At 45.2% G+C, this 20,431-nt stretch carries 24 protein-coding genes; 16 read left to right on the top strand and 8 right to left on the bottom strand.

The features are described 5' to 3' along the window. Positions 1-11: 11 nt before the first annotated feature. Genes fliP through FKN16_RS11430 form a run of 3 tightly spaced genes read right to left on the bottom strand, consistent with a single transcriptional unit; the run spans position 12 to position 1,975 of the window. On the bottom strand, positions 12-770 hold the full coding sequence (gene fliP / locus FKN16_RS11440; protein WP_005398045.1) for a flagellar type III secretion system pore protein FliP: 759 nt from the start codon (positions 768-770) through the stop codon (positions 12-14). A gap of 18 nt (positions 771-788) precedes the next feature. Next, positions 789-1,160 carry a flagellar motor switch protein FliN gene (gene fliN / locus FKN16_RS11435; RefSeq protein ID WP_005398044.1) on the bottom strand — a complete coding sequence of 124 codons (372 nt, stop codon included), beginning with the start codon at positions 1,158-1,160 and terminating at the stop codon, positions 789-791. Further along, positions 1,157-1,975, bottom strand: coding sequence for a flagellar motor switch protein FliM (locus tag FKN16_RS11430; RefSeq protein ID WP_170902723.1), 819 nt, complete (start codon positions 1,973-1,975; stop codon positions 1,157-1,159). The genes fliN and FKN16_RS11430 overlap by 4 nt, the downstream gene beginning before the upstream one ends. A 384-nt stretch (positions 1,976-2,359) precedes the next feature. On the opposite strand from FKN16_RS11430, the gene FKN16_RS11425 reads away from it, so the two are divergent. Genes FKN16_RS11425 through fliJ form a run of 8 tightly spaced genes read left to right on the top strand, consistent with a single transcriptional unit; the run spans position 2,360 to position 10,380 of the window. Continuing rightward, positions 2,360-3,379 carry an OmpA family protein gene (locus tag FKN16_RS11425; RefSeq protein WP_170902722.1) on the top strand — a complete coding sequence of 340 codons (1,020 nt, stop codon included), beginning with the start codon at positions 2,360-2,362 and terminating at the stop codon, positions 3,377-3,379. After that, positions 3,379-4,710: a sigma-54 dependent transcriptional regulator gene (locus FKN16_RS11420; protein ID WP_006741978.1), complete on the top strand. Its 1,332-nt coding sequence runs from the start codon at positions 3,379-3,381 to the stop codon at positions 4,708-4,710. The genes FKN16_RS11425 and FKN16_RS11420 overlap by 1 nt, the downstream gene beginning before the upstream one ends. A 15-nt stretch (positions 4,711-4,725) precedes the next feature. Beyond that, positions 4,726-5,082: a flagellar hook-basal body complex protein FliE gene (gene fliE, locus FKN16_RS11415; protein WP_046875752.1), complete on the top strand. Its 357-nt coding sequence runs from the start codon at positions 4,726-4,728 to the stop codon at positions 5,080-5,082. A 3-nt stretch (positions 5,083-5,085) separates the two neighbouring features. Then, a complete protein-coding gene (fliF, locus tag FKN16_RS11410) occupies positions 5,086-6,834 on the top strand; it encodes a flagellar basal-body MS-ring/collar protein FliF (RefSeq protein ID WP_031780427.1) in 1,749 nt (582 codons plus the stop codon). Beyond that, the gene (locus tag FKN16_RS11405; RefSeq protein ID WP_005394839.1) at positions 6,803-7,816 is read left to right on the top strand and encodes a flagellar motor switch protein FliG; all 1,014 of its coding nucleotides are present in this window, start codon (positions 6,803-6,805) and stop codon (positions 7,814-7,816) included. Before fliF ends, FKN16_RS11405 begins: the two co-directional genes overlap by 32 nt. A gap of 4 nt (positions 7,817-7,820) precedes the next feature. Next, entirely contained in the window at positions 7,821-8,576 is a 756-nt protein-coding gene (fliH, locus tag FKN16_RS11400) for a flagellar assembly protein FliH (RefSeq protein ID WP_005394841.1), read from the top strand. Continuing rightward, a complete protein-coding gene (gene fliI, locus FKN16_RS11395; protein ID WP_005394843.1) occupies positions 8,569-9,915 on the top strand; it encodes a flagellar protein export ATPase FliI in 1,347 nt (448 codons plus the stop codon). Before fliH ends, fliI begins: the two co-directional genes overlap by 8 nt. A gap of 24 nt (positions 9,916-9,939) precedes the next feature. Then, complete coding sequence (gene fliJ, locus FKN16_RS11390) at positions 9,940-10,380, top strand: flagellar export protein FliJ (RefSeq protein ID WP_005394844.1); 441 nt, start codon at positions 9,940-9,942, stop codon at positions 10,378-10,380. A gap of 16 nt (positions 10,381-10,396) precedes the next feature. On the opposite strand, the gene FKN16_RS11385 is transcribed toward fliJ, so the two are convergent. Both FKN16_RS11385 and FKN16_RS11380 read right to left on the bottom strand, forming a co-directional pair. Further along, positions 10,397-11,398: a serine protease gene (locus FKN16_RS11385; protein WP_225461349.1), complete on the bottom strand. Its 1,002-nt coding sequence runs from the start codon at positions 11,396-11,398 to the stop codon at positions 10,397-10,399. A gap of 125 nt (positions 11,399-11,523) precedes the next feature. Further along, entirely contained in the window at positions 11,524-12,414 is an 891-nt protein-coding gene (locus FKN16_RS11380) for a LysR substrate-binding domain-containing protein (protein ID WP_170902720.1), read from the bottom strand. A 129-nt stretch (positions 12,415-12,543) separates the two neighbouring features. On the opposite strand from FKN16_RS11380, the gene FKN16_RS11375 reads away from it, so the two are divergent. The 5 genes from FKN16_RS11375 to FKN16_RS11355 all read left to right on the top strand — a co-directional run bounded on the left by FKN16_RS11375 (position 12,544) and on the right by FKN16_RS11355 (position 15,936). Next, a complete protein-coding gene (locus FKN16_RS11375; protein ID WP_170902719.1) occupies positions 12,544-13,467 on the top strand; it encodes a DMT family transporter in 924 nt (307 codons plus the stop codon). A gap of 99 nt (positions 13,468-13,566) precedes the next feature. Then, entirely contained in the window at positions 13,567-14,013 is a 447-nt protein-coding gene (locus FKN16_RS11370; RefSeq protein ID WP_005394850.1) for an SRPBCC domain-containing protein, read from the top strand. An 83-nt stretch (positions 14,014-14,096) separates the two neighbouring features. After that, on the top strand, positions 14,097-14,849 hold the full coding sequence (locus FKN16_RS11365; protein WP_170902869.1) for a phosphatase: 753 nt from the start codon (positions 14,097-14,099) through the stop codon (positions 14,847-14,849). Positions 14,850-15,004: 155 nt separating this feature from the next. Then, positions 15,005-15,394 (top strand): cytochrome b562, encoded by a 390-nt coding sequence (locus FKN16_RS11360; protein ID WP_005394852.1) that lies wholly within the window; start codon positions 15,005-15,007, stop codon positions 15,392-15,394. A 176-nt stretch (positions 15,395-15,570) separates the two neighbouring features. Further along, positions 15,571-15,936: a hypothetical protein gene (locus FKN16_RS11355; RefSeq protein WP_080619260.1), complete on the top strand. Its 366-nt coding sequence runs from the start codon at positions 15,571-15,573 to the stop codon at positions 15,934-15,936. Here the strand turns inward: FKN16_RS11355 and FKN16_RS11350 are convergent. From FKN16_RS11350 to FKN16_RS11340, 3 genes are all read right to left on the bottom strand, one after another. After that, the gene (locus FKN16_RS11350) at positions 15,916-16,299 is read right to left on the bottom strand and encodes a VOC family protein (RefSeq protein ID WP_170902718.1); all 384 of its coding nucleotides are present in this window, start codon (positions 16,297-16,299) and stop codon (positions 15,916-15,918) included. The two genes, FKN16_RS11355 and FKN16_RS11350, sit on opposite strands and share 21 nt — an antisense overlap. Positions 16,300-16,329: 30 nt before the next feature. Beyond that, on the bottom strand, positions 16,330-17,259 hold the full coding sequence (locus FKN16_RS11345) for a LysR family transcriptional regulator (protein WP_042601221.1): 930 nt from the start codon (positions 17,257-17,259) through the stop codon (positions 16,330-16,332). Positions 17,260-17,336: 77 nt separating this feature from the next. Then, on the bottom strand, positions 17,337-17,810 hold the full coding sequence (locus tag FKN16_RS11340) for a hypothetical protein (RefSeq protein WP_046875756.1): 474 nt from the start codon (positions 17,808-17,810) through the stop codon (positions 17,337-17,339). 289 nt (positions 17,811-18,099) lie between these two features. On the opposite strand from FKN16_RS11340, the gene FKN16_RS11335 reads away from it, so the two are divergent. The 3 genes from FKN16_RS11335 to FKN16_RS11325 all read left to right on the top strand — a co-directional run bounded on the left by FKN16_RS11335 (position 18,100) and on the right by FKN16_RS11325 (position 20,366). Then, complete coding sequence (locus tag FKN16_RS11335; protein WP_170902717.1) at positions 18,100-18,783, top strand: spondin domain-containing protein; 684 nt, start codon at positions 18,100-18,102, stop codon at positions 18,781-18,783. Between the two features lie 9 nt (positions 18,784-18,792). Beyond that, a complete protein-coding gene (locus tag FKN16_RS11330) occupies positions 18,793-19,488 on the top strand; it encodes a spondin domain-containing protein (RefSeq protein WP_170902716.1) in 696 nt (231 codons plus the stop codon). A 146-nt stretch (positions 19,489-19,634) separates the two neighbouring features. After that, the gene (locus tag FKN16_RS11325) at positions 19,635-20,366 is read left to right on the top strand and encodes a response regulator transcription factor (protein WP_170902715.1); all 732 of its coding nucleotides are present in this window, start codon (positions 19,635-19,637) and stop codon (positions 20,364-20,366) included. The last annotated feature ends 65 nt before the right edge of the window (positions 20,367-20,431 follow it).

The following is a 20,431-nucleotide window of genomic DNA, read 5'->3' as shown; positions in this document are numbered from 1 at the left end:
CATGCTCCTATTTAACCGAAACTGGCAGATAGTGTGCCAACCGTCATTGCCCAGCCATCCACGAGTACAAACACCACCAGTTTAAAAGGAAGTGAAACAATCAAAGGCGATAGCATCATCATACCCATTGCCATGAGCACACTGGCGACAACCAAGTCGATAACCAAGAAGGGGATGAAGAGCATAAAGCCAATTTGAAAGGCGGTTTTTAGTTCACTGATGACAAACGCAGGCAAGACAACCGCAAAAGAAATATCCTCAACGTTTTGGTCGAGTGGTTCATTGGCAATACGCAGCATTTGCTCAAGAGAGCTTTGATGAGTTTGTGCCAGCATGAACTCTCTCACTGGTTTCTCTGCTACAGAGAATGCTTGTATTAGCGTGATTTCACCATTGTCATACGGTTGAAATGCATTTTCATGAATATCGCTCCAAACAGGTCGCATGATCAGCAAGGTCAATGCCAAAGCAATCCCAACCAATACGCGGTTAGGAGGACTTTGTTGAAGACCAAGGGCTTGGCGCAAAATCGCGAGGACGACGATAATCCGAGTAAAGCTCGTTGCCATCAGAATGAATGCTGGAAGAAAACTGAGCGCCGTCATCAACAACAGAATTTGCAATTTAACGCTGTATTCTTGCTGTGTGTCGCCATCAGAAACGGACAGGATAGTTAAGCCGTTGTCAGCCGCCATGGTTGGGAAAGCAAACAAAAGTGACACCAGTACCAAAAGAGGTAACCAACGGTGCCAAGCGCTCAGATTTTTCATTGTGATGCCTACCTAAGATTATTGACCAACGCCACTCAATGCAGAGTCATGTACATCGATCAGACGAAGTCCGTACTTATCATTAACGACGACGACTTCAGCGTGACCCATTAGAGAGCCGTTTACCTTTACGTCTAAAGGCTCACCATTGAGCTTTTCAAGTTCGATAACCGTGCCTTCTCCGGCTTTCATTAAGTCCCCAAGTGGGATTTCTTTGCTTGCAACTTCCAGCGTGACAGTGACGGGAATACTTTTGAAAAAGCTAAGATCACGTTCCGCAGTTGCTGGTTCTTGTTGGAGCGTACTTTCAGCTTCAAAGTCTTCTAATTGAAAGTCGTCAAAGTTCAATTCTTCTGCGTCGAATGCATTCGTTTCTGGCGCTTCGCTCATCGCTGCGGTTCCTTATCAGGGTTAAAGATCAAAACAAGTTGGCCGTCTTGCTCAGCAATACGACCTGTAAATAAAGATTGGTTACCAATGCTGACTGGAACCGTATTAAGAAGCTCAATTGGTAAAATATCGTTAGGTTGTAAGCCAACAACGTCGCTCAACGGCATCTTCTTTTTACTTAAAACAACATTCAGTCGAACAGGCGTTGCCTCTAAAGAGCGACAGAATGGTTGGTACAAATCCGTATCGGGCTGCAGTTCAAGCTGCTCGATCAGTGTTTGAATAAGGTGGTTATCTAGTTTGAGATGAATTGAGCCTTGGTGATCGTCAAACGCGATGTTTAACTGCACGTTAATCCCAATCCCTCGGGGTGCTTCGTACTCACCCATTTCCCACATCTCACCTGGTGCAAGCCAACCAATAATGATACGACTGATTCGCTCTTGTAGGCGGAGATCACTTGCTGTCAGTGTTGTTGCTGAACGCTCAGTGCTGGCACCATAGAACCGATCCGCCAGTTTTATTAACGTGTGAGCATCTCCATGAACAAATACCATGCCGCCCTCTTGGTGCTGATAGGTTGATGTTTGGTCTTTATCCATTTTTATCGGTGTAAAGCGATGCAAGTCTACAGAGGTTAAGCTAGCTTCCACTTTACTCGTACTGAGCCAATTTTGTAATTCAATCGTAAGGCTGGAACAAGACTCTGAAATCAAGCCTTCAAGCTTTTCACGAATGATATGAATAGGTTTGCCTAATAATTCTACATCAAGTAGTTGAATATCAGAAATAGGCTCGCTAACTCTATTTTCCATTTATATTTTACCGTGCGTTAACAATCGAAACTGTTTTAACTTAATAGCGTGTAGTCTACACAGAAATTTTAATGATCTTTTAGTTTCAAACTCTAAGATTGTGACTTTAGTTCACATGTTGCCTTGAGCATATAGTCTTAATCTTTTAATAAAATTTAAAAAGGGTTAGTTTCCTTTATAAATTGCTTAATAAGAAAATATAAAAATATTAAGCGTTTTTAGTTGTTATTAACTTTTTAAAACCATCTTCATGGTGTAACAGCTAATTTAGATAATTAAAATATAAGACATTGTTTTTAAAGCTTAAATCTTGATTTTAAAGGTTTGGCTATGCTCTTGTGAGTGTTTTGTAACCAGTTTCAATATTCAGAATAGGTAATTAACATGATTAGCTATGCCAGTTATCACGGCTTAGTGGCATATTTAATTAAATTGATAAGGTCATGGAATTGTAAGATATACATGAACCCTAACGGTTTAATAAATTGTAAAATATTTATTTTTGTCAGTTTGCTAGTGTCTAAGGTGACATATTCAGGTGAGGTTGTGACCATCCCCATGGACCTTTCAAAGTGGACATATAAAGGAAACAACTTTGAATGCAACTTATTGCACTCAAGCACGCCGTATGGGAAGTTTTATTTCCGTTCGGAACCTAACAATAAAACTTATTTTATTTCCGATATACATTATGAAAATAATAAATGGAAAACGATTGCTCTAATAAGTCAAAGTGCCCCTTGGTCTAGTGAGCTTTATAGAAAAGAGTTTGCCACCCTTGATTTTACTAAGCCATCCCAACGATTTGTCTTCAGCAAAGGTGCTGATGAACTCATGGATTCAATTGCTACTGGTAATTGGGTGACGTTGTCACTAAAGGGAAGTAATGCTTCCTCTTTGTCGGAGATTGTGATTCCGACTATTCAAATTCAAAACGCGCTCAAGTCATTTAATGCCTGTCGAGCGCGTTTGCCTAAGCTTTCGTTTTCAGAGGCACGAAATCTTGTTCTGTCTTTTGACTTTGGTCAGAAGGCGCTCAGTCGTAAGCAGCAAGAAACGCTCGCAGCGCTAAATAGCTATGTATCTGTTGATGATCGTGTGACCAAGATCTTAATTGATGGCCACACCGATAACGTTGGTTCTAGCTTGGCGAACCTTTCAGTATCACGTACTAGAGCAGAGCAAGTTGCCGAGGCCTTAGTTGAACTTGGTATTGATAAATCGATGCTCGAAACAAGAGCGCATGGTTCTCGTTACCCAATTGCCAGCAATAATTCGACGAAGGGCCAAGCGAAAAATCGACGTGTAACGTTGCGCCTAGTTAGAGATAACGAGCGAACGGCAGTGAAACACCACCCTGATGTACAACAACAAAATCAACAAACGAAAGTTAAGGTTCAATGATGACGAAAACGAAAATTTTGTTGGTTGAGCCGAATGAAGCTCTTGCTCAACCAGTATTGGATGTGTTGCAAAATGCAGGTTACACCGCAAAACACACTCGTACTGGCCGAGGCGCATTACTTGAAGAGCGAGCAGAAATCACTCTTGTGAGCTCTACTTTACCGGACATGTGTGTCCGCGAGTTTGTTGCTTGCCACCAAAAGCAACGTAACTCTGGTGTTGTTATCGCTATTGTCGATCAAGAGCAGGGAATCTTGGCGGCTGAGACGATGAAATCGGGAGCAACCGATTATCTATTACGTCCATTTGAAGCGAATCAGCTGCTCAATTTACTGAAGCGCGTTGAAGCGCTAGGTAAGCCAATGGCCAACATTGTTGCGGAATCTTGGCGAAGCAAGCAGGTACTGCAATTGGCGCATCGTGCCGCTTGCACCAGCGCCAGTGTGTTAATTACAGGCGAATCGGGAACGGGTAAAGAAGTGCTGGCTCGATATGTGCATGAGCACTCTCCACGTATTGATGGTCCATTTGTGGCGGTTAACTGCGCCGCCATTCCAGAGTCGATGCTAGAAGCGGTTCTATTTGGTCATGTAAAAGGTGCCTTCACAGGAGCGACTAACTCTCAAAGCGGTAAGTTTGAAGAAGCGAATGGCGGGACGATTTTGCTAGATGAAATCGGAGAAATGTCCCCAGCAGTTCAAGCCAAGTTATTACGCGTTCTTCAAGAGCGTGAAGTGGAACGCGTAGGCAGCCACAAGGCGGTGAAGCTTGATATTCGTGTTATTGCGGCAACCAATAAAGACTTACGTGAAGAAGTTCAAAAAGGCACATTCCGTGAAGACCTTTATTATCGATTGGATGTTTTGCCTCTGCACTGGCCGCCTTTGCGTGAAAGAAAAGAAGACATTTTACCGATCAGCCAATTCTTTATTGAAAAGTATCAAGATAGCAGTCGCTGTCATCTATCCCAAGATGCGATCAGTGCACTGAGTCAGTATCACTGGCCAGGCAATATTCGCGAGTTGGAAAATGTCATTCAGCGTGCATTGGTCATGCGTCATGGTGACTACATTACTGCCCATGATCTGATGCTGCCTATTGAACTTGTTGCGCCAGTTCCATCCGCTGAGCCAGCTTCAAGCTTTGGTCATGTAGAAGCGAAGAAGCAGGCCGAATATCAATTTATTTTAGAAAAATTACGTCAGTTTGGTGGAAACCGAACGAAAACCGCAAACGCGCTTGGAGTATCAACTCGAGCGCTACGCTACAAACTCGCAGCCATGCGAGAACATGGTATTGATTTACAGTCGGCACTAGGCTCGGCTGCCTAATAGGAGAAAAAATAGATGGCAAGTCAACCTACTCATGCGGTCTCGGCAGAGCAACTTATGTTGTCAAAAATGCAGGCGATGCAGGCACAAGTGCAGCCGCCAGAGTTTATCGTGAGTGCAAATCCTTTAGATCAACAATCACTAAACGCACCATTATCGTTCTCACAAGCGATGACAAATGTGTTGGAAACAGTGAATCAACATCAATCAGTGGCTAGTCAAAAAATGACGGCCGTAGAAACAGGAAAAAGTGATGACCTAGTTGGTGCGATGGTCGCTAGCCAAAAAGCCAGCTTATCATTTAATGCTTTGATGCAAGTGCGCAACAAAGTCGTGACCTCATTTGAAGATATTATGAAGATGCCGGTGTAATTCATGTCAGAACTAACCCCCCAAGTCGCCGGAAATACAGCCATGACCTCCGGCTCAGCACAGACATTTTCTACTGCGAATAGCATGGACGATGTAACAACGAAGCTGAAGCAAATCTGGTCGAGTAGCCAGAGAAACCTAGTGTTATCTGCCGTACTCGCTGCGATTGTTGCGGCAATCATTGTGGTCGCTCTTTGGAGTTCCTCACAAAGCTTCCGTCCACTGTATAGCCAACAAGAACGTTTTGATATCGGAGAGATTGTCTCGGTATTAGAAAGCGAAGGTGTAAGCTACCGTATGCAAGAGCAAAATGGCCAAGTTCTTGTGCCAGAAGGCGAAGTTGCGAAAGTTCGCATGTTGCTTGCGTCAAAAGGTGTTAAAGCCAAACTGCCGACAGGTTTGGATTCGCTTAAAGAAGACAGCTCTCTCGGTACAAGCCAATTTATGGAAACGGCGCGTTACCGTCATGGTTTAGAAGGTGAGTTAGTACGCACTATCATGTCTCTGAATTCAGTGGCGAATGCGCGTGTTCACTTAGCTATTCCTCGTCAAACCTTATTTGTTCGTCAAAACAGCGAGAACCCTTCAGCGTCAGTGATGCTTGAGCTGAAACCTGGCGAAGACCTCAAGTCTGAGCAAGTTGAAGCAATCATCAACTTAGTGGTTGGTAGCGTGACGGCGATGAAGCCTGAATTTGTATCTGTTATCGACCAATATGGCCGTTTACTCAGTGCAGATGTTGCTTCGGCGGAAGCAGGTAAAGTCAATGCAAAATACCTTGAATATCAAAAGAACGTTGAGAAGCAGATCATTCAACGCGCAGCAGACATGCTTACGCCAATTGTGGGTCCGAGTAACTTCCGTGTGCAAGTTGCTGCCGATATGGACTTTAGCCAAGTTGAAGAAACGCAAGAGATTTTGGATAACGCACCTGTCGTACGTAACGAGCACACCATTCACAACAACTCAGTTGACCAAATTGCGCTAGGCGTACCAGGTTCTCTAAGCAACCAACCGCCGGTAACTGGTGAAGAAGTAGAAACGAACGATAGCCAAAACACCAACGCACGCTCTGAAGTAAACCGTCAGTATGCAGTGGGGAGTAGTGTTCGTCGTACTCAATACCAACAAGGTCAAATTGAGAAAATGAGCGTGTCGGTACTGTTGAACTCGAAAGCCTCTCCGGATGGTGTTGCTTGGAGTGAAGCAGATAAAGAGCAGATTTCAAATATGATCATGGATGCTGTCGGTATTTCTGCGGCACGAGGTGACAGCTTAAGCTTGATGAGTTTCAACTTCACTCCAATTGAAATTGATGCGCCTCCTGCGCTGCCGTGGTGGCAAGACCCTACAGTACAGCAGCCAATACGTTACGTTATCGGTGGTTTGTTAGGCTTGGCGATGATCTTCTTCGTACTACGCCCATTGATCATGCACCTCACAGGCGTTGATAAGCCAGTACCAGAGTTAGACTTTGCAGAGCCGCAAGAAGAGCCTGATTATGACAACCTGCAAACGCGTGAAGAGCGTGAGCATGAAGAAGTGCTTGATCGCCGTCTATCAGAAAAAGGTATCTCAGCCTCTTCCGGCTTAGATGTAAACAGCGACATGCTGCCTCCAGCCGGTTCGCCACTAGAGATTCAATTGAAACACCTACAGCTTATTGCCAATGAAGAGCCAGAGCGCGTAGCCGAAATACTGAAACAATGGGTAAACATCAATGAACACAGTTCCATCAAAGCAGACGCTTAGTTATGTAGAACAAACCGCGCTCGTGCTATTAGGCATGGGCGAGGATGCCGCTGCGAAGGTTTTACAGCACTTTAGCCGTGATGAAACCCAGCGGGTGACTCGTGCAATGGCGAAGTTGAATGGCATTAAGAGCGATTCCGCTCGCGGCGTTATTCAAACTTTCTTTGAAGACTTTCGTGAGCACAGTGGCATTCGTGGAGCTTCTAAAGAATATTTGTCTAATACGCTACGTAAAGCATTGGGTAATGATTTGGCAAAAGGGCTGCTGAATACGCTGTATGGTGATGAAATTCGCAACAATATGCAGCGCTTACAGTGGGTGGAAGCAGAAACGCTTGCTCGTTTCATTGTGAATGAGCACCCGCAAATGCAAGCGATTTTTCTTGCGTATTTGCCAGCCGATAGCTCTTCAGCGGTGTTGAAGCACCTGCCACAAGATTACCATGACGAAATCTTGTTCCGAATTGCTCAGCTGCAAGACATCGATCATCAAGTTGCTATTGATTTGCATGAGCTCGTTGAGCGCTGCATTGAAAAAGTATCTGCAAGCCAAAGCACACCGCTATCTGGTGTCAAGCAAGCTGCTGACATCATTAACCGCTTTGAAGGTGATCGCGGGTCGTTGATGGAAATGCTGAAGTTGCATGATGAAGATGTCGTTAATGCCATTGAAGAGAATATGTTCGACTTTATGGTTCTTGGTCGTCAGCGTGAAGAAACCATGGACATGCTGGTGCAGCAGATCCCACTAGAATTGTGGGCAGTTGCACTTAAAGGTTCAGAAATTACGTTACAGCAAGCCATTAAACGTTCTATGCCTCAGCGTATGGTGAAAGCACTGGAAGACGATATGGAAGCGCGCGGGGCTGTTGCGTTAAGTCGTGTTCAAAAAGCGCGTCAAGACATCATGCAAATGGTGCGTGAATTGGATGAATCTGGTGAAGTTCAGTTGCTTCTTTATGAAGAGCCAACGGTGGAGTAACGTCATGGTAGAGACAAAATCAAGTACGATGCGACTGCCGCCGAGTGGATACCGTTTGCACCGTTTTCCGCCTTTGGCGCAGCCTAAGGCTATAGAAGACGAATTCGGGCTAGATAACCAAGGTTGGCAAGAGCCGCAAGTTGATATTCAACAGCAGCTTGAAGCCGGTTTTCAACAAGGTTTACAACAAGGGCATGAAGAAGGCTTACGTCAAGGTATCGAGCAGGGTAAGCAACAAGGCCTGTTAGATGGGCAAAAAGAAGGCTTCCAAAAAGGCTTTGTGTCTGGTGAGCAGTCAGGAAAACAGAGTTTTCTAGAGGCGGCGAAACCCGTGAACGAGCTCTTTCATGCGCTGTCTCGTTGGCAAGACGAAAAAGAGCAACAGCAACGTCATATGATTTGTGAGCTGGTACAAAAAGTGGCTCAGCAAGTGATTCGTGCTGAGCTCACTTTAATGCCTCAACAGATCCTTGCTTTGGTGGATGAGACATTGTCTGCCATGCCTGGTAAAGCGGAAACCGTAACCGTGCATTTAAATCCGCAGGATTTAGAACGAATTACTCACATTAATGCTGATCTGCCACAATCTTGGAAACTGGTGGCTAATACGGAACTTCCGATTGGTGGCTGTCAACTAGTGACCGATGATGCAGAGGCGGATGCAAGTTGCGACTCTCGTTTAGAAGCCTGTATGGACAATGTAAAACAACACCTTTTGGATGAAGTTAGTATTCCGCAGGTAGAATCAGAGCATGAGTAATACCTTAAGCCATGAGCTATTGAGTGAGCGTTTGAGCGAAGCATTGGCTTCGCTCGATTCAATCCCTGTTGCTCGCGTGACAGGGCGCTTGATTAAAGTAAACGGCTTAATGTTACAAGCCGTTGGGTGCCGGTTTAAACTGGAGCAGCGCTGTCTCGTAGAAACCGCAGAAGGCGACATGATCGAAGCGCAAGTGGTGGGCTTTGAGCACACTATTGCTTACCTAATGCCTATTCGGCGCTTAGGTGGCTTATTTGCTGGTGCGAAAGTTATTCCTCTGGACGGCGACAGTACCGTGCAGTTAAGTGCTCAGTGGTTAGGGCGAGTGCTGAATGGTTTAGGTGAGCCGTTGGACGACGGGGCACCGCTAAAAGGGGGAGATCGTGTTTCACTTGAACCAAAACCGATTAACCCATTGAAGCGACGTCCTGTTGATACCCCACTCAACGTTGGGGTGCGCGCAATCAATGGACTCTTGACCGTCGGAAAAGGTCAACGCATTGGCTTAATGGCGGGCAGTGGTGTCGGTAAAAGTGTTTTAATGGGGATGATCACCAAAAACACCGAAGCCGATGTGATTGTGGTTGGTCTTATTGGTGAGCGAGGCCGAGAGGTACGCGAGTTCATCGAACGAAACTTAACCCCAGAGGCGCGCAAGAAGGCGATTATCATCGCAGCTCCTGCTGATGAATCCCCGCTGATGAGGTTAAGAGCCACACTGCTTTGTCATCGCGTTTCCGAGTATTTTCGAGACCAAGGCAAAGATGTTCTGTTGTTGATGGACTCTCTCACTCGATACGCCATGGCACAGCGTGAAATCGCTCTTTCTCTTGGCGAGCCTCCGGCATCTCGCGGTTATCCGCCCTCTGTCTTCAGCGTGTTACCGCAACTCCTTGAGCGTGCGGGCAACAGTGAAAATCAGCACGGTAGCCTAACCGCAATTTATACCGTGTTGGCGGAAGGGGACGACCAGCAAGATCCTGTCGTGGATTCTGCGCGTGCTATCTTAGATGGGCATGTTGTATTATCGCGTCAACTTGCCGAGCAAGGGCACTATCCTGCCATTGATATTAATGCGTCTATCAGCCGTTGTATGAGTACCTGTACACAGGAGGCGCATAGCACGATCGCGAATAATTTCCGCCAGATGTACTCCAACTATCTTCAGGTGAAAGAACTGCTGCCGTTAGGAGGCTATCAACCGGGGCAAGATCCTGAATTAGATCAATCTGTTGCTATGTATCCAAACTTACGTGCGTATTTACAACAAGCCGCCAATGAGTCAGTGGATTACCCAACCAGTTTGACCGAGCTCGCGCAGCTTTTTCAAAGTGCTTAACCAAATGGGAGTGGCATCGTTGAGATGAAATCCAAGTTAAAAGCAGTGGGTAAGCTGCAACAAATGGAAGAAAAGCAACGTGATCGTGTGGGTCAACAACTTGATGCCATGCGTCAACGTCACTCCCATCTTTCAATGCAGTTGGAACAATTGTCAGCATTGAAAGGTCATGCGGGACAATCAACCAGAACTGTTCCAACACTGACAAGCGCAGCACTGATGAACTTTAATCGTGTCGATCAAATGCTGCAAAAAATGCTTCGCCACCATGAGCATGAACAAGCCGTCATGCAAGCGGAATGCGCGTCTGTACAAAAAACGCTGGAGCACAAACACGCTCGTGTTCAAGGGTTAGAAAAAGTGCTCGAACGATGGCGTACTAAGCAAAATTATGAAAAAGCGAAAAAAGAGCAAAAAATAATAGAAGACATCATCAACTCTCGTGTTAAGCGCAAGATATTATGATGTCTTATCGAAGCTATTAGGAGCGCGAATAAGTTCCGCGGCGTCTTAGCCAACCAAACCAGCCTCCAAGCATGATCATCCCTGCGCCAAGTGCGCCACCACTACTGCCATTATCCTCAAAGCCAGATGTGTTGGTATCTTCTGGTTCAAAGCCGGAATCACCTTCACTATGATAATCTTCTGTGCTTGCTAAGAGGGCATTGTAACGAGTCTTCACTCCCGAACTGGTTTGGGATTCAATCCATGTTGTGTAATTTAGAACCTCAGTAAACACACTCGGAATCGCAGCGGATTCACAAACAGAAGAACCATAGCTCACAATACCGATTTGTTGATATATTCCGTTGTTGTCTTGATAGGTGAGAGGGCCACCAGAGTCACCGCTGCAAATACCGGTATAACTGCGCTCAGGAAACCCATTGGCACATAAGCTTTCTTGGGCATTAAACCCCGTCACTAAAGAAGCACATTGCGCATCAGTGAGTGGTTTTACTTCCGCCCATCGCAAATAATTTGGTCCATTTTCATCGTTGGTCGAGGTTTGCCCTAAACCGAATATCTGATAAACCGATTTGCTGCTGTAATCACCAAAATCTTGCGGCAACGTAATGGATTGAACGTTGTCGGTGATCGGATGGGTAAGTTCAAGTACGGCGATATCATTAATCCATAAATCACTAGGCTCGTAATTTGGATGAATAGTGATAGAGCGAACATCTTTGAATTCTTCAACAAACACATCATTCATTGTCGGGTTTTTTACTAAAACTCGTAGATCATTGATTGTCCATCCGTCAGAAAAAACACTCGGCTCTACACAGTGAGCGGCGGTTAAAATGAAGCGGTCATTAACAATCGTGCCGCCACAGATGTTGGCAAATTGATTAGCGCCAGTTTTGTGTAGAATGAGTCGTGCGAAAAAAGGCAATTGATTTTGAGTGGCTTGCTGGCCGCCTATGATTGCCGTTGAGATGCCTTGCTCTGAATGAGCGTCTTCACTTTCAGCGACTGCACTCATGGGTACTGCGAGGCAGAGTACGCTTAACCATATTTGATACCGCTTCATAAACCATCCTTGGATGAAAAGTGCTCTTTCTAACTTTATACTAATTTTTCAATGAATGTGCTTAACAAAAGGTTTCTTTAATTGAATGATTGTTGCAACCACGAGCGCAGAAGGTGAAACGATTCCAGCTTTAGCTTGTGTGGTGGGCAAACAAAGTAAAACTGTTGGTTAGGATTAATGACGGGTTTACCCAGCTCGATTAACTGGCCATATTTGATGTCATCTTTCACAAACAAGCGATGAGTCACCAATAAGCCTAAACGACGAGTCGTCGCTTGCACGGCTTGTATCGACATATTAAAAGTGATTGGTTTTTTGCTTTTAGGTCGCAGGATGCCAGTCGCATTCTGCCACACGTTCCAGTCATTTTTTCTTCGTTCGTTAGTGACTTCAATGATGGGATACTGCTTTAACAGTTGAGCTATATTTGAGTCATTCGTCTTAGCTATCAATTCAGGGCTACACACCAAAACCAGTTCATCTTCACTGAGCTTTTCACAGTAATAATCTTGCCATTCCTCGGTGTTTCCATGCACGAGGGCAGCGTCGATACCTTCTTGCTCTAGATTAAACCTGCCAGACAGGTTTGATAAACGAACGTCTAATTGCGGAGCAAAGTCCTGCAAACTCGACATTCGCGGAATCCACCAATGCAGCGCCAAGGAATTCACCATATTAAGCGTAATACGTTGCAAGTTTTGGTCTTGGATTAGCGCTTCTGTGGCATCGACAATTTGTTCTAAAGCTGGCGCAACATTTCGATAATATTTTTTACCGTCAGCATTAAGTTGAACTTGTCTGCCTACGCGATCAAACAGAGGTTTGTTGACCTGAGTCTCCAGTGATTTTATCGCCTGACTCACCGCCGAATGACTCACACTTAATATCTGCGCTGCTTCTGTCATGCTGCCAGATTCCGCCACAGCGACAAATGCATAGATGGATTTTAGAGGGACTAATTTACGCATATTTTAGAAACCGTAACATGATGAGAGATAAGTTAACCTGTAAGTTTTTCTTACATTAATGGTTAATATTACTCGCTATTTACAATAAGTGATATCTCATAAAATACTCCACATATTAAGGAGTATCGAATGAATGCAGTAAATAAATCTATTCTTTTCATGCTGATGTCTACGTTAAGCTTATCTGTTACTGGGTTGTTAGCAAAGCAGTTGACAGGTGAACTTTCCGTCACACTGTTTAGTTTCTTACGCTTTTTGGCTCCTGCACTTATTTTGCTTGTCTTACTTCGTTTCAAAAATCTTACCTTTCCTAAAGCTGGGACGTTAAAACCGATTTTGCTTCGCGCCTTCTGTATCGGCTTATCACAGTTGTGTTTCATCGCGTCACTACAAACGTTAACGCTGGTAGAAGGGGTGGTATTGTTTGCCACTGGCCCATTATTTATTCCTTTGGTTGAAAAGCTGTTTATGGGAGGCCACATTCGCGTTTCAACATTGGCGGCTTTAGCAATGGCGTTTACTGGAGTGGTTATGTTGGCGGGAGTTGGTGGGGAGTTTACTTGGCGCTCGGATTTATTACTCGGTCTAGCTGGTGGACTCTTCAATTCCGGCTCTCAGCTTACGCTATATAAAGTGAGTAAAACTGATATGTCGCCATTAGAAATCAACTTTTGGGCGTTTGGGTTTGCTGCCGTATTTCTGTTACCGCTAACGTTGTTTAACGACATCGATGTTTTCCTCAAAGCCAATGTGATGGAATCTACTGTTTCTTCTAATATGCTGTGGCTCGGTGTGATGTCCCTGATGATCATTAACACCCAACTTTTCCGCTCCAAAGCGTATCAACTGGCAAGCAGCGGCTCTCAACTTGCACCACTTATTTTTACTAACCTACTGTTCACCGCGGTTTGGCAGAGTGCGTTTTTCGATGACCGAATGAGCCAAAGCCAAATTATCGGGATGAGTTTAATCGTGCTCGCAACCATACTGAACACATGTTGGGTTCGCTTTACGGCGCATCGTGGTGGTAGGTTACAAGCGAGAACTTCTTAGCCTGTCGGAAAATAGAGGATTAAGTAAGGCAAATCAGAGGTGAGGTTTGATTTTTTCTGACAATGAACTAGCGTCAAGAAAGGTTCAGGGAGAGAAATAATGCTTACGCTAAATTATTACGTTGAGATTTCGGCTACACCGCAACGGGTGTGGGAAGTGCTAACCGATGCTGAGTTATACAAACGCTGGGCACAGGCTTTCTCACCCCAGTCTCAATTTGATGGGATATGGGAAGAAGGGCAAGACATCACTTTTTTTGATCCCGATATGGGCGGAACGCGAGCGACTATCGATATCGTGCAACCGCAACAGCGTCTTGAATTTCATCACATTGCTATTTTTAATCCGGATAATAGGCAGCAATTGGATGGGGATTTAGCATCTAAGTGGATTGGATCACGAGAGATCTATCAGATCGACACCAATAGTGATCGTTTGTTACTCAATGTCACCATTCATACGCACAGCGACTTTGTTTCTATGTTTAATCACGGATGGGAAAAAGCGTTGCCCCTAATAAAAGCCATCAGTGAGGAGCAAGCTTAAGTCTGATACTCATCTTGGGCTGACGGTACGTCACGTGTAGGTATACAATAGCACGCAAGATAGCGCACCTAAGAGAGTGGATGATGGAATTTAAAGTTGATACCCATACACATACGTACGCCAGTGGTCATGCGTACAGCACCTTGATTGAAAATGCAAAATTGGCGAAAGAGAACGGCTTGGATATGTTCTGTACTACCGATCACGCAGAATCAATGCCGGGCGCGCCGCATTACTGGTTTTTCTCCAACCAAAAAATCCTGCCTCGATTTTTGGACGGTATCGCGATCATTCGGGGTGTGGAATCCAACATTCTTAATACCGAAGGCGACATCGATATTCCGCTGAGTGTCGATCGTAACCTAGATTGGGTTATTGCAAGTTTCCATGAACCTGTTTTTCGTCCTGCAAACAAAGAAACTCATACGGAAGCGCTCATTAATGTGATTCAAAACGGTCGTATTGATGCGCTTGGCCATCTTGGGAATCCAAATTTCGACTTTGATTTTCAGGCCGTTTTAACGTGCGCGAAAGAGCATAATGTTGCGATTGAAATCAATAACACCACGCTAAAAGGGAATAGCCGAGTGGGTAGCGTAGACCGTTGCCACGAGATTGCACAAATCGGTAAAGATCTCGGTGTCTTCTTCACAACGGGAAGTGATGCGCATTTCTGTCATGATGTTGGTAATCTGGATTTGGTTGGAGAGCTAATGGATAGAGTGGGTATCGATAGCAAAAAAGTGATTACTCACACCGCTCAGCAGTTTTTGTCTTTCTTAGCTCTGAGAGGCCGTAAGCCAATTCCAGAGTATGACGACATTCGCAACGCATAAACTTGATTACATTTTAGGTATGCACCTGGCGTAAGATTGCTTTACACTGCGACCCGGAAATACTCAACTAAGCTAGTTTGTCGCCTTTTATGGCGTGGGTTACTTGGGTAAATAAAGCCGACACAGAATTCGGCACTATAAATGGAGAAGTGAAAATGTTACGTCCTTTAGTCCTAGGGTGTGCGATTGCGTTTGGCTCAACATACGCAATGGCAGAAGCGGTTGATTTAAAACAAAACATGAAGCAGATGAAGATGGAATTCAAACAGGCGGCAGAAGCGTCGGATGTTGAAACCATGAAGTCTGCAATTGATAGCTTGCAAGCAATCGTCGAGCAATCTAAGCGCGGTAACTATCCACCAGAGAAATTCGATACCTACTTAGAAGGCTTTAATAAACTAACGGTAACGTTAGACAAGATTGAGGCAGACTTAGACGCTGGTAACCTGCAAGACGCGAAAGCACAATTACGTGAAATTGATAGCCTACGTGAAGAATACCACGACAAGCGTAACCCAAGTATTTGGAGTAAGCTGTTCGGCTAATCGCGATAAATGCTGACAATAGAATATGAAAATAGCCTGCCGTTTTGGTGGGCTTTTTTGTGTCTGTCAATTGCGTTATTGAAGAAAAGCTGTGAGGTGGCAACCACTTATTGATCCTATTTTTGAGCTAGCACTCAGAATTAGTTACGCTGAATTAAATTTGTTAAGTCACCGTTATGCGTAGATTAATTCCTTTTTATCGCTCCATGCTATTTGCTAGTGCTCTAAGTTGGGTGCTAGTGACGCTTATGCCTGTTATCAATGCTCATGGTAACAGCATGGGCGTGTGGGCGACGCTATGTACGCTTAATGGTTTTGAATTGGTTCAAATCGAAGAAAGTGACAATGCCGTCAGCCATAAAGGCAAACCTTGTCCTTTTAGTCACTTTTCGACTTTTCATCATGATTCACTTCCAACTACACCAATACTTCCACAACTGAGCTTGGTCATTTCTGAAAGCTACACTTTTTTGGCTCTAAGTGTACGGTTTGAAACGCCAGTTCCTCGTGCCCCACCAAAGTTAGCGTTGATAAACTTCTAGCGGCAAGCCATCTGGATCTTTGAAAAAGGTAAACGCTTTGCCTGTAAATTCATCGACGCGAATGGGCTCTACCTCAATTTCTCTCGCCTCTAAATATTCTTTAACATGCTCGACATCATCCACTTGAAAAGCAAGGTGGCGTAACCCCTGAGCTTCAGGAAAGCTCGGTCTCTCTGGTGCGTCCGGAAAGCTAAATAGTTCAACTTGGCTACCGTCAGGCAGAGCAAGGTCAAGTTTGTACGAGTCTCTGGCTTTACGATAATTTTCAGCAATGACTTTTAGCCCTAACAATTCGGTGTAAAAGCGTTTTGACCTTGGATAATCACTGCAAATGATCGCAACGTGATGAATGGCATTAAACATGGTTAACCTCTTCAAACATGGCTCGTATCCTCAAGCATGGTTAGTGTCCTCGGAGACTAAATGCTCCTTAACGAAGTCGATAAACACGCGCAGGCGAGCAGGCATATATTTGGTTTGTGCATACTGCATCGCAATAGCGCCGTGGTAGTTACTCTTGATCATCCAATCCGGCAATACCTCCACCACTTCTCCTTGCTCTAACGCGTCTTTGATCACGAAGTCATGGAAGATCCCAATTCCCAAGCCAGACTTAACCCCGTTCAAGCGCATTTGAGAGTGGTTGACGGCGTAGCGTCCACTTACTGCGATCGAATGAAAGGCTTCCTCTTTAAAGAACGACCAGATGTTGTCTTTGTCGTTCTCGGCAAGGTAAATACAATCGTGCTGTTCAAGCTCGGTTGGGTGCTCAGGCATACCGTGTTTGGTGAGGTAATCTGGAGAGGCACACAAAACAAGATTGGTCTTACTGATCTCTTTGAGTACCAAGTTCTCATCGGGTTTATCGGTAAGCTTAAATGCGACATCAATACCTTGGCGGAACAGATCGATCTCACCATCTGCTGCACGCAGTTTAAGCTGAATATTTGGATAACGTTCTAGGAATGGCAATACAAACGGTTGAAGCACCGAATTAAGAAATGCTTCGGGGGCTGCCACTGTGAGTGCGCCTGTTGGCTCGGCATGATCTTCCGCTGATAGCTCAACGGCTTGCTGCGCGGCATTCACCATTGCGATGCTTTGGTCGTAAACCTTTTGTCCAGCTTGAGTGATGATCAACTTACGAGTCGTACGCTCAAACAATTTGACCGAGAGCGCTTGCTCTAGTCGGGTGATCAACTTACTTAAAGCCGATGGCGTCACGCCGAGTTGTTTGGCTGCAGCGGTAAAACTGCCTTCGTTTACCACCAAGATAAACGACGCAAGATCAGGAAGTAGGGCAATGAGTTTTGGATTAACCATAATTGTTCAGTTCTGCGCAGCGGAATAACGATATTGTCTGGTACGGTTTCACGAGGTTCAAGTGTCACCGTCTCGCTTTAACGATATTTTGCTAAAAATGTATTGAGTGCAGGCAAGCCGGATTCACCAGTATGGTATTGTTGCCAACAGTGATAAATAGCTGTTTCGTGGTCTGCAATTAACTCGATAGCTTCTCGCTCAGCGATTGAATATTGCTGCGAAGCTTTCACTTCTTCATGCCACTCTCGATACTTGACCTCATAAGGTTCTACCCACTTCAGAAGAGTCGCTACCAACTCTTGCCATGGTAAACCAATCCACTTGGTTGCATCTGCCAAGCCTTTATCCAGCATCTCTTGGTGTCGATTTTCGATATCCATGCCATTTGTCAGCAGTACAGGTTTGAGCTTTTCTGCGGTGAGGTCTTCCACTTCAATCAAGGTTTGCCACAGTGTTTGTTGTTCACTTTGGGCGTAATGGCTCAAGTAGTGGTTGAAAAAAGCGATGCCGTAGATTTCGCCATAGTAGGCAGACAGAACGTTATGAATCATGGTGAGAATCGTGATTTAAACAGGGAATACCGCATTGTAGGAGGGGAAACCGAGAAGTGTAAATAGCTGATTAAGAGTAAAAAAAGTGCTGCTGACAGAATTCGAACAGAACTTGTGAGAATTTTATGAGAATTCGATGAAGTTACTGATAGATTTGCTCGTCATTCTTAGAGGCAAGAACGCAAAACGTTCGAAACGTAATGCTTAACCTACTCAAGTCACGAACAAAGAAGTAAAGCCGTACAGATTGGCTTGGGTAGTTCAACCCTCATTAAAGGATGGAATCACAATGAAAAAACGTACCCAACTCGGACTCGTCATGACTTCAGTCGCTATGGCACTAGGCTCTGCATCAGTGAATGCGGCGGAATTGGAAATTACCGTGACAAACGCAACCAAAGGCATCTACTTTACACCACTTATTGTTGCTGCACATGGCTCTGATCTTCAAATGTTCAGAACGGGCCAAGCAGCAACGTCAGAACTAGAAGCCATGGCAGAAGGTGGTGATATCTCTGGTCTTGCGAGTGTGATTGGTAACGCTGGTGGTGCGGTGGTTGAGAATCCTGCTGGTGGTATTTTGAATCCGGGTGTTGCAACCACCTTCACCTTAGACAGTGGCGACCACAGATATCTTTCTCTGAGCGCGATGTTGCTGCCAACCAATGACGGTTTTGTCGGTCTAGACAGCTGGAAGATTCCAACGGAAGCGGGTACATACCGAGCAACGCTAAGAAGTTACGATGCCGGTACAGAAGCGAACGATGAACTTGCGTCTAGCATGCCAAACCCACCTTTCATTACCTTTGGCACTGGCGGTACAGGCGTTGAAGCAACGGTAACTAACGATAAAGTTCACGTGCATCCGGGTAACCTTGGTGATAGCGATCCAACTGGCGGCATCAGTGATCTAGACAGCAGCAGCCATCGTTGGTTAAACCCAGTTGCAACCATCACAATCGTTGTGAAGTAAGGGGGATGTATGAAAGTCAGAATCTTACTAGTAGCAGCTTCAGTCGGCTTGCTCGCCGGTTGTCCAAGCGATGATGATAATGACGTAGTGAAATCGTACCGTTACACGATTAACGTTGCGAACTTGACTGCGAATCAACCTATGTCTCCGCTCGCGGTTCTCACTCACAATGGCGACTATCAACTGTTTGAAATTGGCCAAGCCGCATCTGTTGAACTTGAGCATCTTGCTGAAGGCGGTAGTAACGCCGAGCTGATTGAGTTGATGAACAGCAATGACAGTGTTTACCAAGGTATTTCGGGTAATGGATTGGTGTTGCCGGGTGCATCGGACGAAGTCACCATCACGGTTGACCCTAGTCGTTACGGTTACTTGTCTGTGGCGTCTATGTTCGTGAATACCAACGATGCCTTTGTTGGCGAAACGGGGCTATCGCTCAAATCGCTCGCAGTAGGTGAAAGCTATGAAATGAGCATGAACGTTTGGGATTCTGGCACGGAACTGAACAATGAACTTGCCGCAACCATTCCGGGCCCAGCAGGTGGCGGTGAGGGCTTCAATGCCACTCGTAATGACAGTAATGACGTTGTTGCCTTCCATGCGGGGGTAGTTAGCCAAGATGATGGATTAGCAAACTCAGCACTCTCTGCGAACCATCGTTTCTTGAACCCAGGTGCGAAAGTCACCATCACTCGAGTCGAGTAACACAGGCTCCGATGACGTCTCCTTTCCAAAGCGTTTGTAGCCGAGCGCTTTATCCCTCATGGCGTCATCGGAACCTTTTTTGAAAGAATTTCTAATTTGTTCCGGTCATGTGCAAAGTGAGGATACTCGAAGGCAAGGAAAGGACCATGGAACAACAGGCAATCAATTTAGTCGCGAACATCTTGTTGGTGGAAGATGACGATGATTTGGCAGAACTGGTTCAGATGCATCTCAAGTTTCAAGGACACCAAGTGTCGCGAGCCACAAATGTCGCCGATGCTAAAACGCAGTACCAGCAACAACCCTTTGATTTATTGATCCTTGACCGAGGTTTACCAGATGGTGATGGTCTATACATCTGCCATTATTTGCGGCAGCAACAAGATTGGAGCCCAGTGCTTATGTTGACAGCAAGAGACGGCGAAATGGACAAGGTTGACGGTTTAGAAGCGGGCGTTGATGACTACATCACTAAGCCATTTAGTGTATTAGAGTTCCAAGCGCGAGTACGTAACGTGCTGCGCCGAGTCAGTCAAACCGCAGAGGCCAAAGTAGCAAATGAAGTACTCGACGAAGCGATGGATTTTGGTCCGCTAAGAATCATTCCGGAGTTGCACCAAGTATCCCTAAACGACAAGGATGTCACTCTTACCGCGACAGAGTTTACTTTGCTGCAGTTTCTCGCGACTCGTCCGGGCAGAGTCTACAGTAAAGATGAATTGCTCGATCACGTATGGAACACCAGTCATTCTGGTTATCACCACACGGTGTGTAGCACCATTAACCGTTTACGCAGCAAATTGTCTTTGTCTGACTCTGATCATCACTTCATCCAAACCGTGTGGGGCGTTGGGTATAAGTTTCAGCCAAGACACTAATGCAAAAAAGCAAGTCAAAACATCAAGCCAGACAGTAAGTCGGCAGGTCATTTTTCAATCATCAC

Origin of the sequence: Vibrio sp. 11-4(1), from assembly GCF_013048625.1 — a bacterium.
Taxonomy (GTDB): Bacteria; Pseudomonadota; Gammaproteobacteria; order Enterobacterales; family Vibrionaceae; genus Vibrio; species Vibrio diabolicus.
This window is presented reverse-complemented; position numbering and strand designations above follow the sequence as displayed.

Excerpts from the sequence above, each read along its gene's own strand:
- fliF (WP_031780427.1), top strand. The coding sequence starts at position 5,086 with ATGTCAGAACTAACCCCCCAAGTCGCCGGAAATACAGCCATGACCTCC.
- fliH (WP_005394841.1), top strand. The coding sequence starts at position 7,821 with ATGGTAGAGACAAAATCAAGTACGATGCGACTGCCGCCGAGTGGATAC.
- FKN16_RS11385 (WP_225461349.1), bottom strand. The coding sequence starts at position 11,398 with ATGAGTGCAGTCGCTGAAAGTGAAGACGCTCATTCAGAGCAAGGCATC.
- fliP (WP_005398045.1), bottom strand. The coding sequence starts at position 770 with ATGAAAAATCTGAGCGCTTGGCACCGTTGGTTACCTCTTTTGGTACTG.
- fliI (WP_005394843.1), top strand. The coding sequence starts at position 8,569 with ATGAGTAATACCTTAAGCCATGAGCTATTGAGTGAGCGTTTGAGCGAA.
- FKN16_RS11370 (WP_005394850.1), top strand. The coding sequence starts at position 13,567 with ATGCTTACGCTAAATTATTACGTTGAGATTTCGGCTACACCGCAACGG.
- FKN16_RS11325 (WP_170902715.1), top strand. The coding sequence starts at position 19,635 with ATGGAACAACAGGCAATCAATTTAGTCGCGAACATCTTGTTGGTGGAA.
- FKN16_RS11355 (WP_080619260.1), top strand. The coding sequence starts at position 15,571 with ATGCGTAGATTAATTCCTTTTTATCGCTCCATGCTATTTGCTAGTGCT.
- FKN16_RS11425 (WP_170902722.1), top strand. The coding sequence starts at position 2,360 with ATGATTAGCTATGCCAGTTATCACGGCTTAGTGGCATATTTAATTAAA.
- fliE (WP_046875752.1), top strand. The coding sequence starts at position 4,726 with ATGGCAAGTCAACCTACTCATGCGGTCTCGGCAGAGCAACTTATGTTG.
- FKN16_RS11340 (WP_046875756.1), bottom strand. The coding sequence starts at position 17,810 with ATGATTCATAACGTTCTGTCTGCCTACTATGGCGAAATCTACGGCATC.
- FKN16_RS11360 (WP_005394852.1), top strand. The coding sequence starts at position 15,005 with ATGTTACGTCCTTTAGTCCTAGGGTGTGCGATTGCGTTTGGCTCAACA.
- FKN16_RS11380 (WP_170902720.1), bottom strand. The coding sequence starts at position 12,414 with ATGCGTAAATTAGTCCCTCTAAAATCCATCTATGCATTTGTCGCTGTG.
- fliN (WP_005398044.1), bottom strand. The coding sequence starts at position 1,160 with ATGAGCGAAGCGCCAGAAACGAATGCATTCGACGCAGAAGAATTGAAC.
- FKN16_RS11345 (WP_042601221.1), bottom strand. The coding sequence starts at position 17,259 with ATGGTTAATCCAAAACTCATTGCCCTACTTCCTGATCTTGCGTCGTTT.
- FKN16_RS11335 (WP_170902717.1), top strand. The coding sequence starts at position 18,100 with ATGAAAAAACGTACCCAACTCGGACTCGTCATGACTTCAGTCGCTATG.
- FKN16_RS11350 (WP_170902718.1), bottom strand. The coding sequence starts at position 16,299 with ATGTTTAATGCCATTCATCACGTTGCGATCATTTGCAGTGATTATCCA.
- FKN16_RS11405 (WP_005394839.1), top strand. The coding sequence starts at position 6,803 with ATGAACACAGTTCCATCAAAGCAGACGCTTAGTTATGTAGAACAAACC.
- fliJ (WP_005394844.1), top strand. The coding sequence starts at position 9,940 with ATGAAATCCAAGTTAAAAGCAGTGGGTAAGCTGCAACAAATGGAAGAA.
- FKN16_RS11420 (WP_006741978.1), top strand. The coding sequence starts at position 3,379 with ATGACGAAAACGAAAATTTTGTTGGTTGAGCCGAATGAAGCTCTTGCT.
- FKN16_RS11430 (WP_170902723.1), bottom strand. The coding sequence starts at position 1,975 with ATGGAAAATAGAGTTAGCGAGCCTATTTCTGATATTCAACTACTTGAT.
- FKN16_RS11375 (WP_170902719.1), top strand. The coding sequence starts at position 12,544 with ATGAATGCAGTAAATAAATCTATTCTTTTCATGCTGATGTCTACGTTA.
- FKN16_RS11330 (WP_170902716.1), top strand. The coding sequence starts at position 18,793 with ATGAAAGTCAGAATCTTACTAGTAGCAGCTTCAGTCGGCTTGCTCGCC.
- FKN16_RS11365 (WP_170902869.1), top strand. The coding sequence starts at position 14,097 with ATGGAATTTAAAGTTGATACCCATACACATACGTACGCCAGTGGTCAT.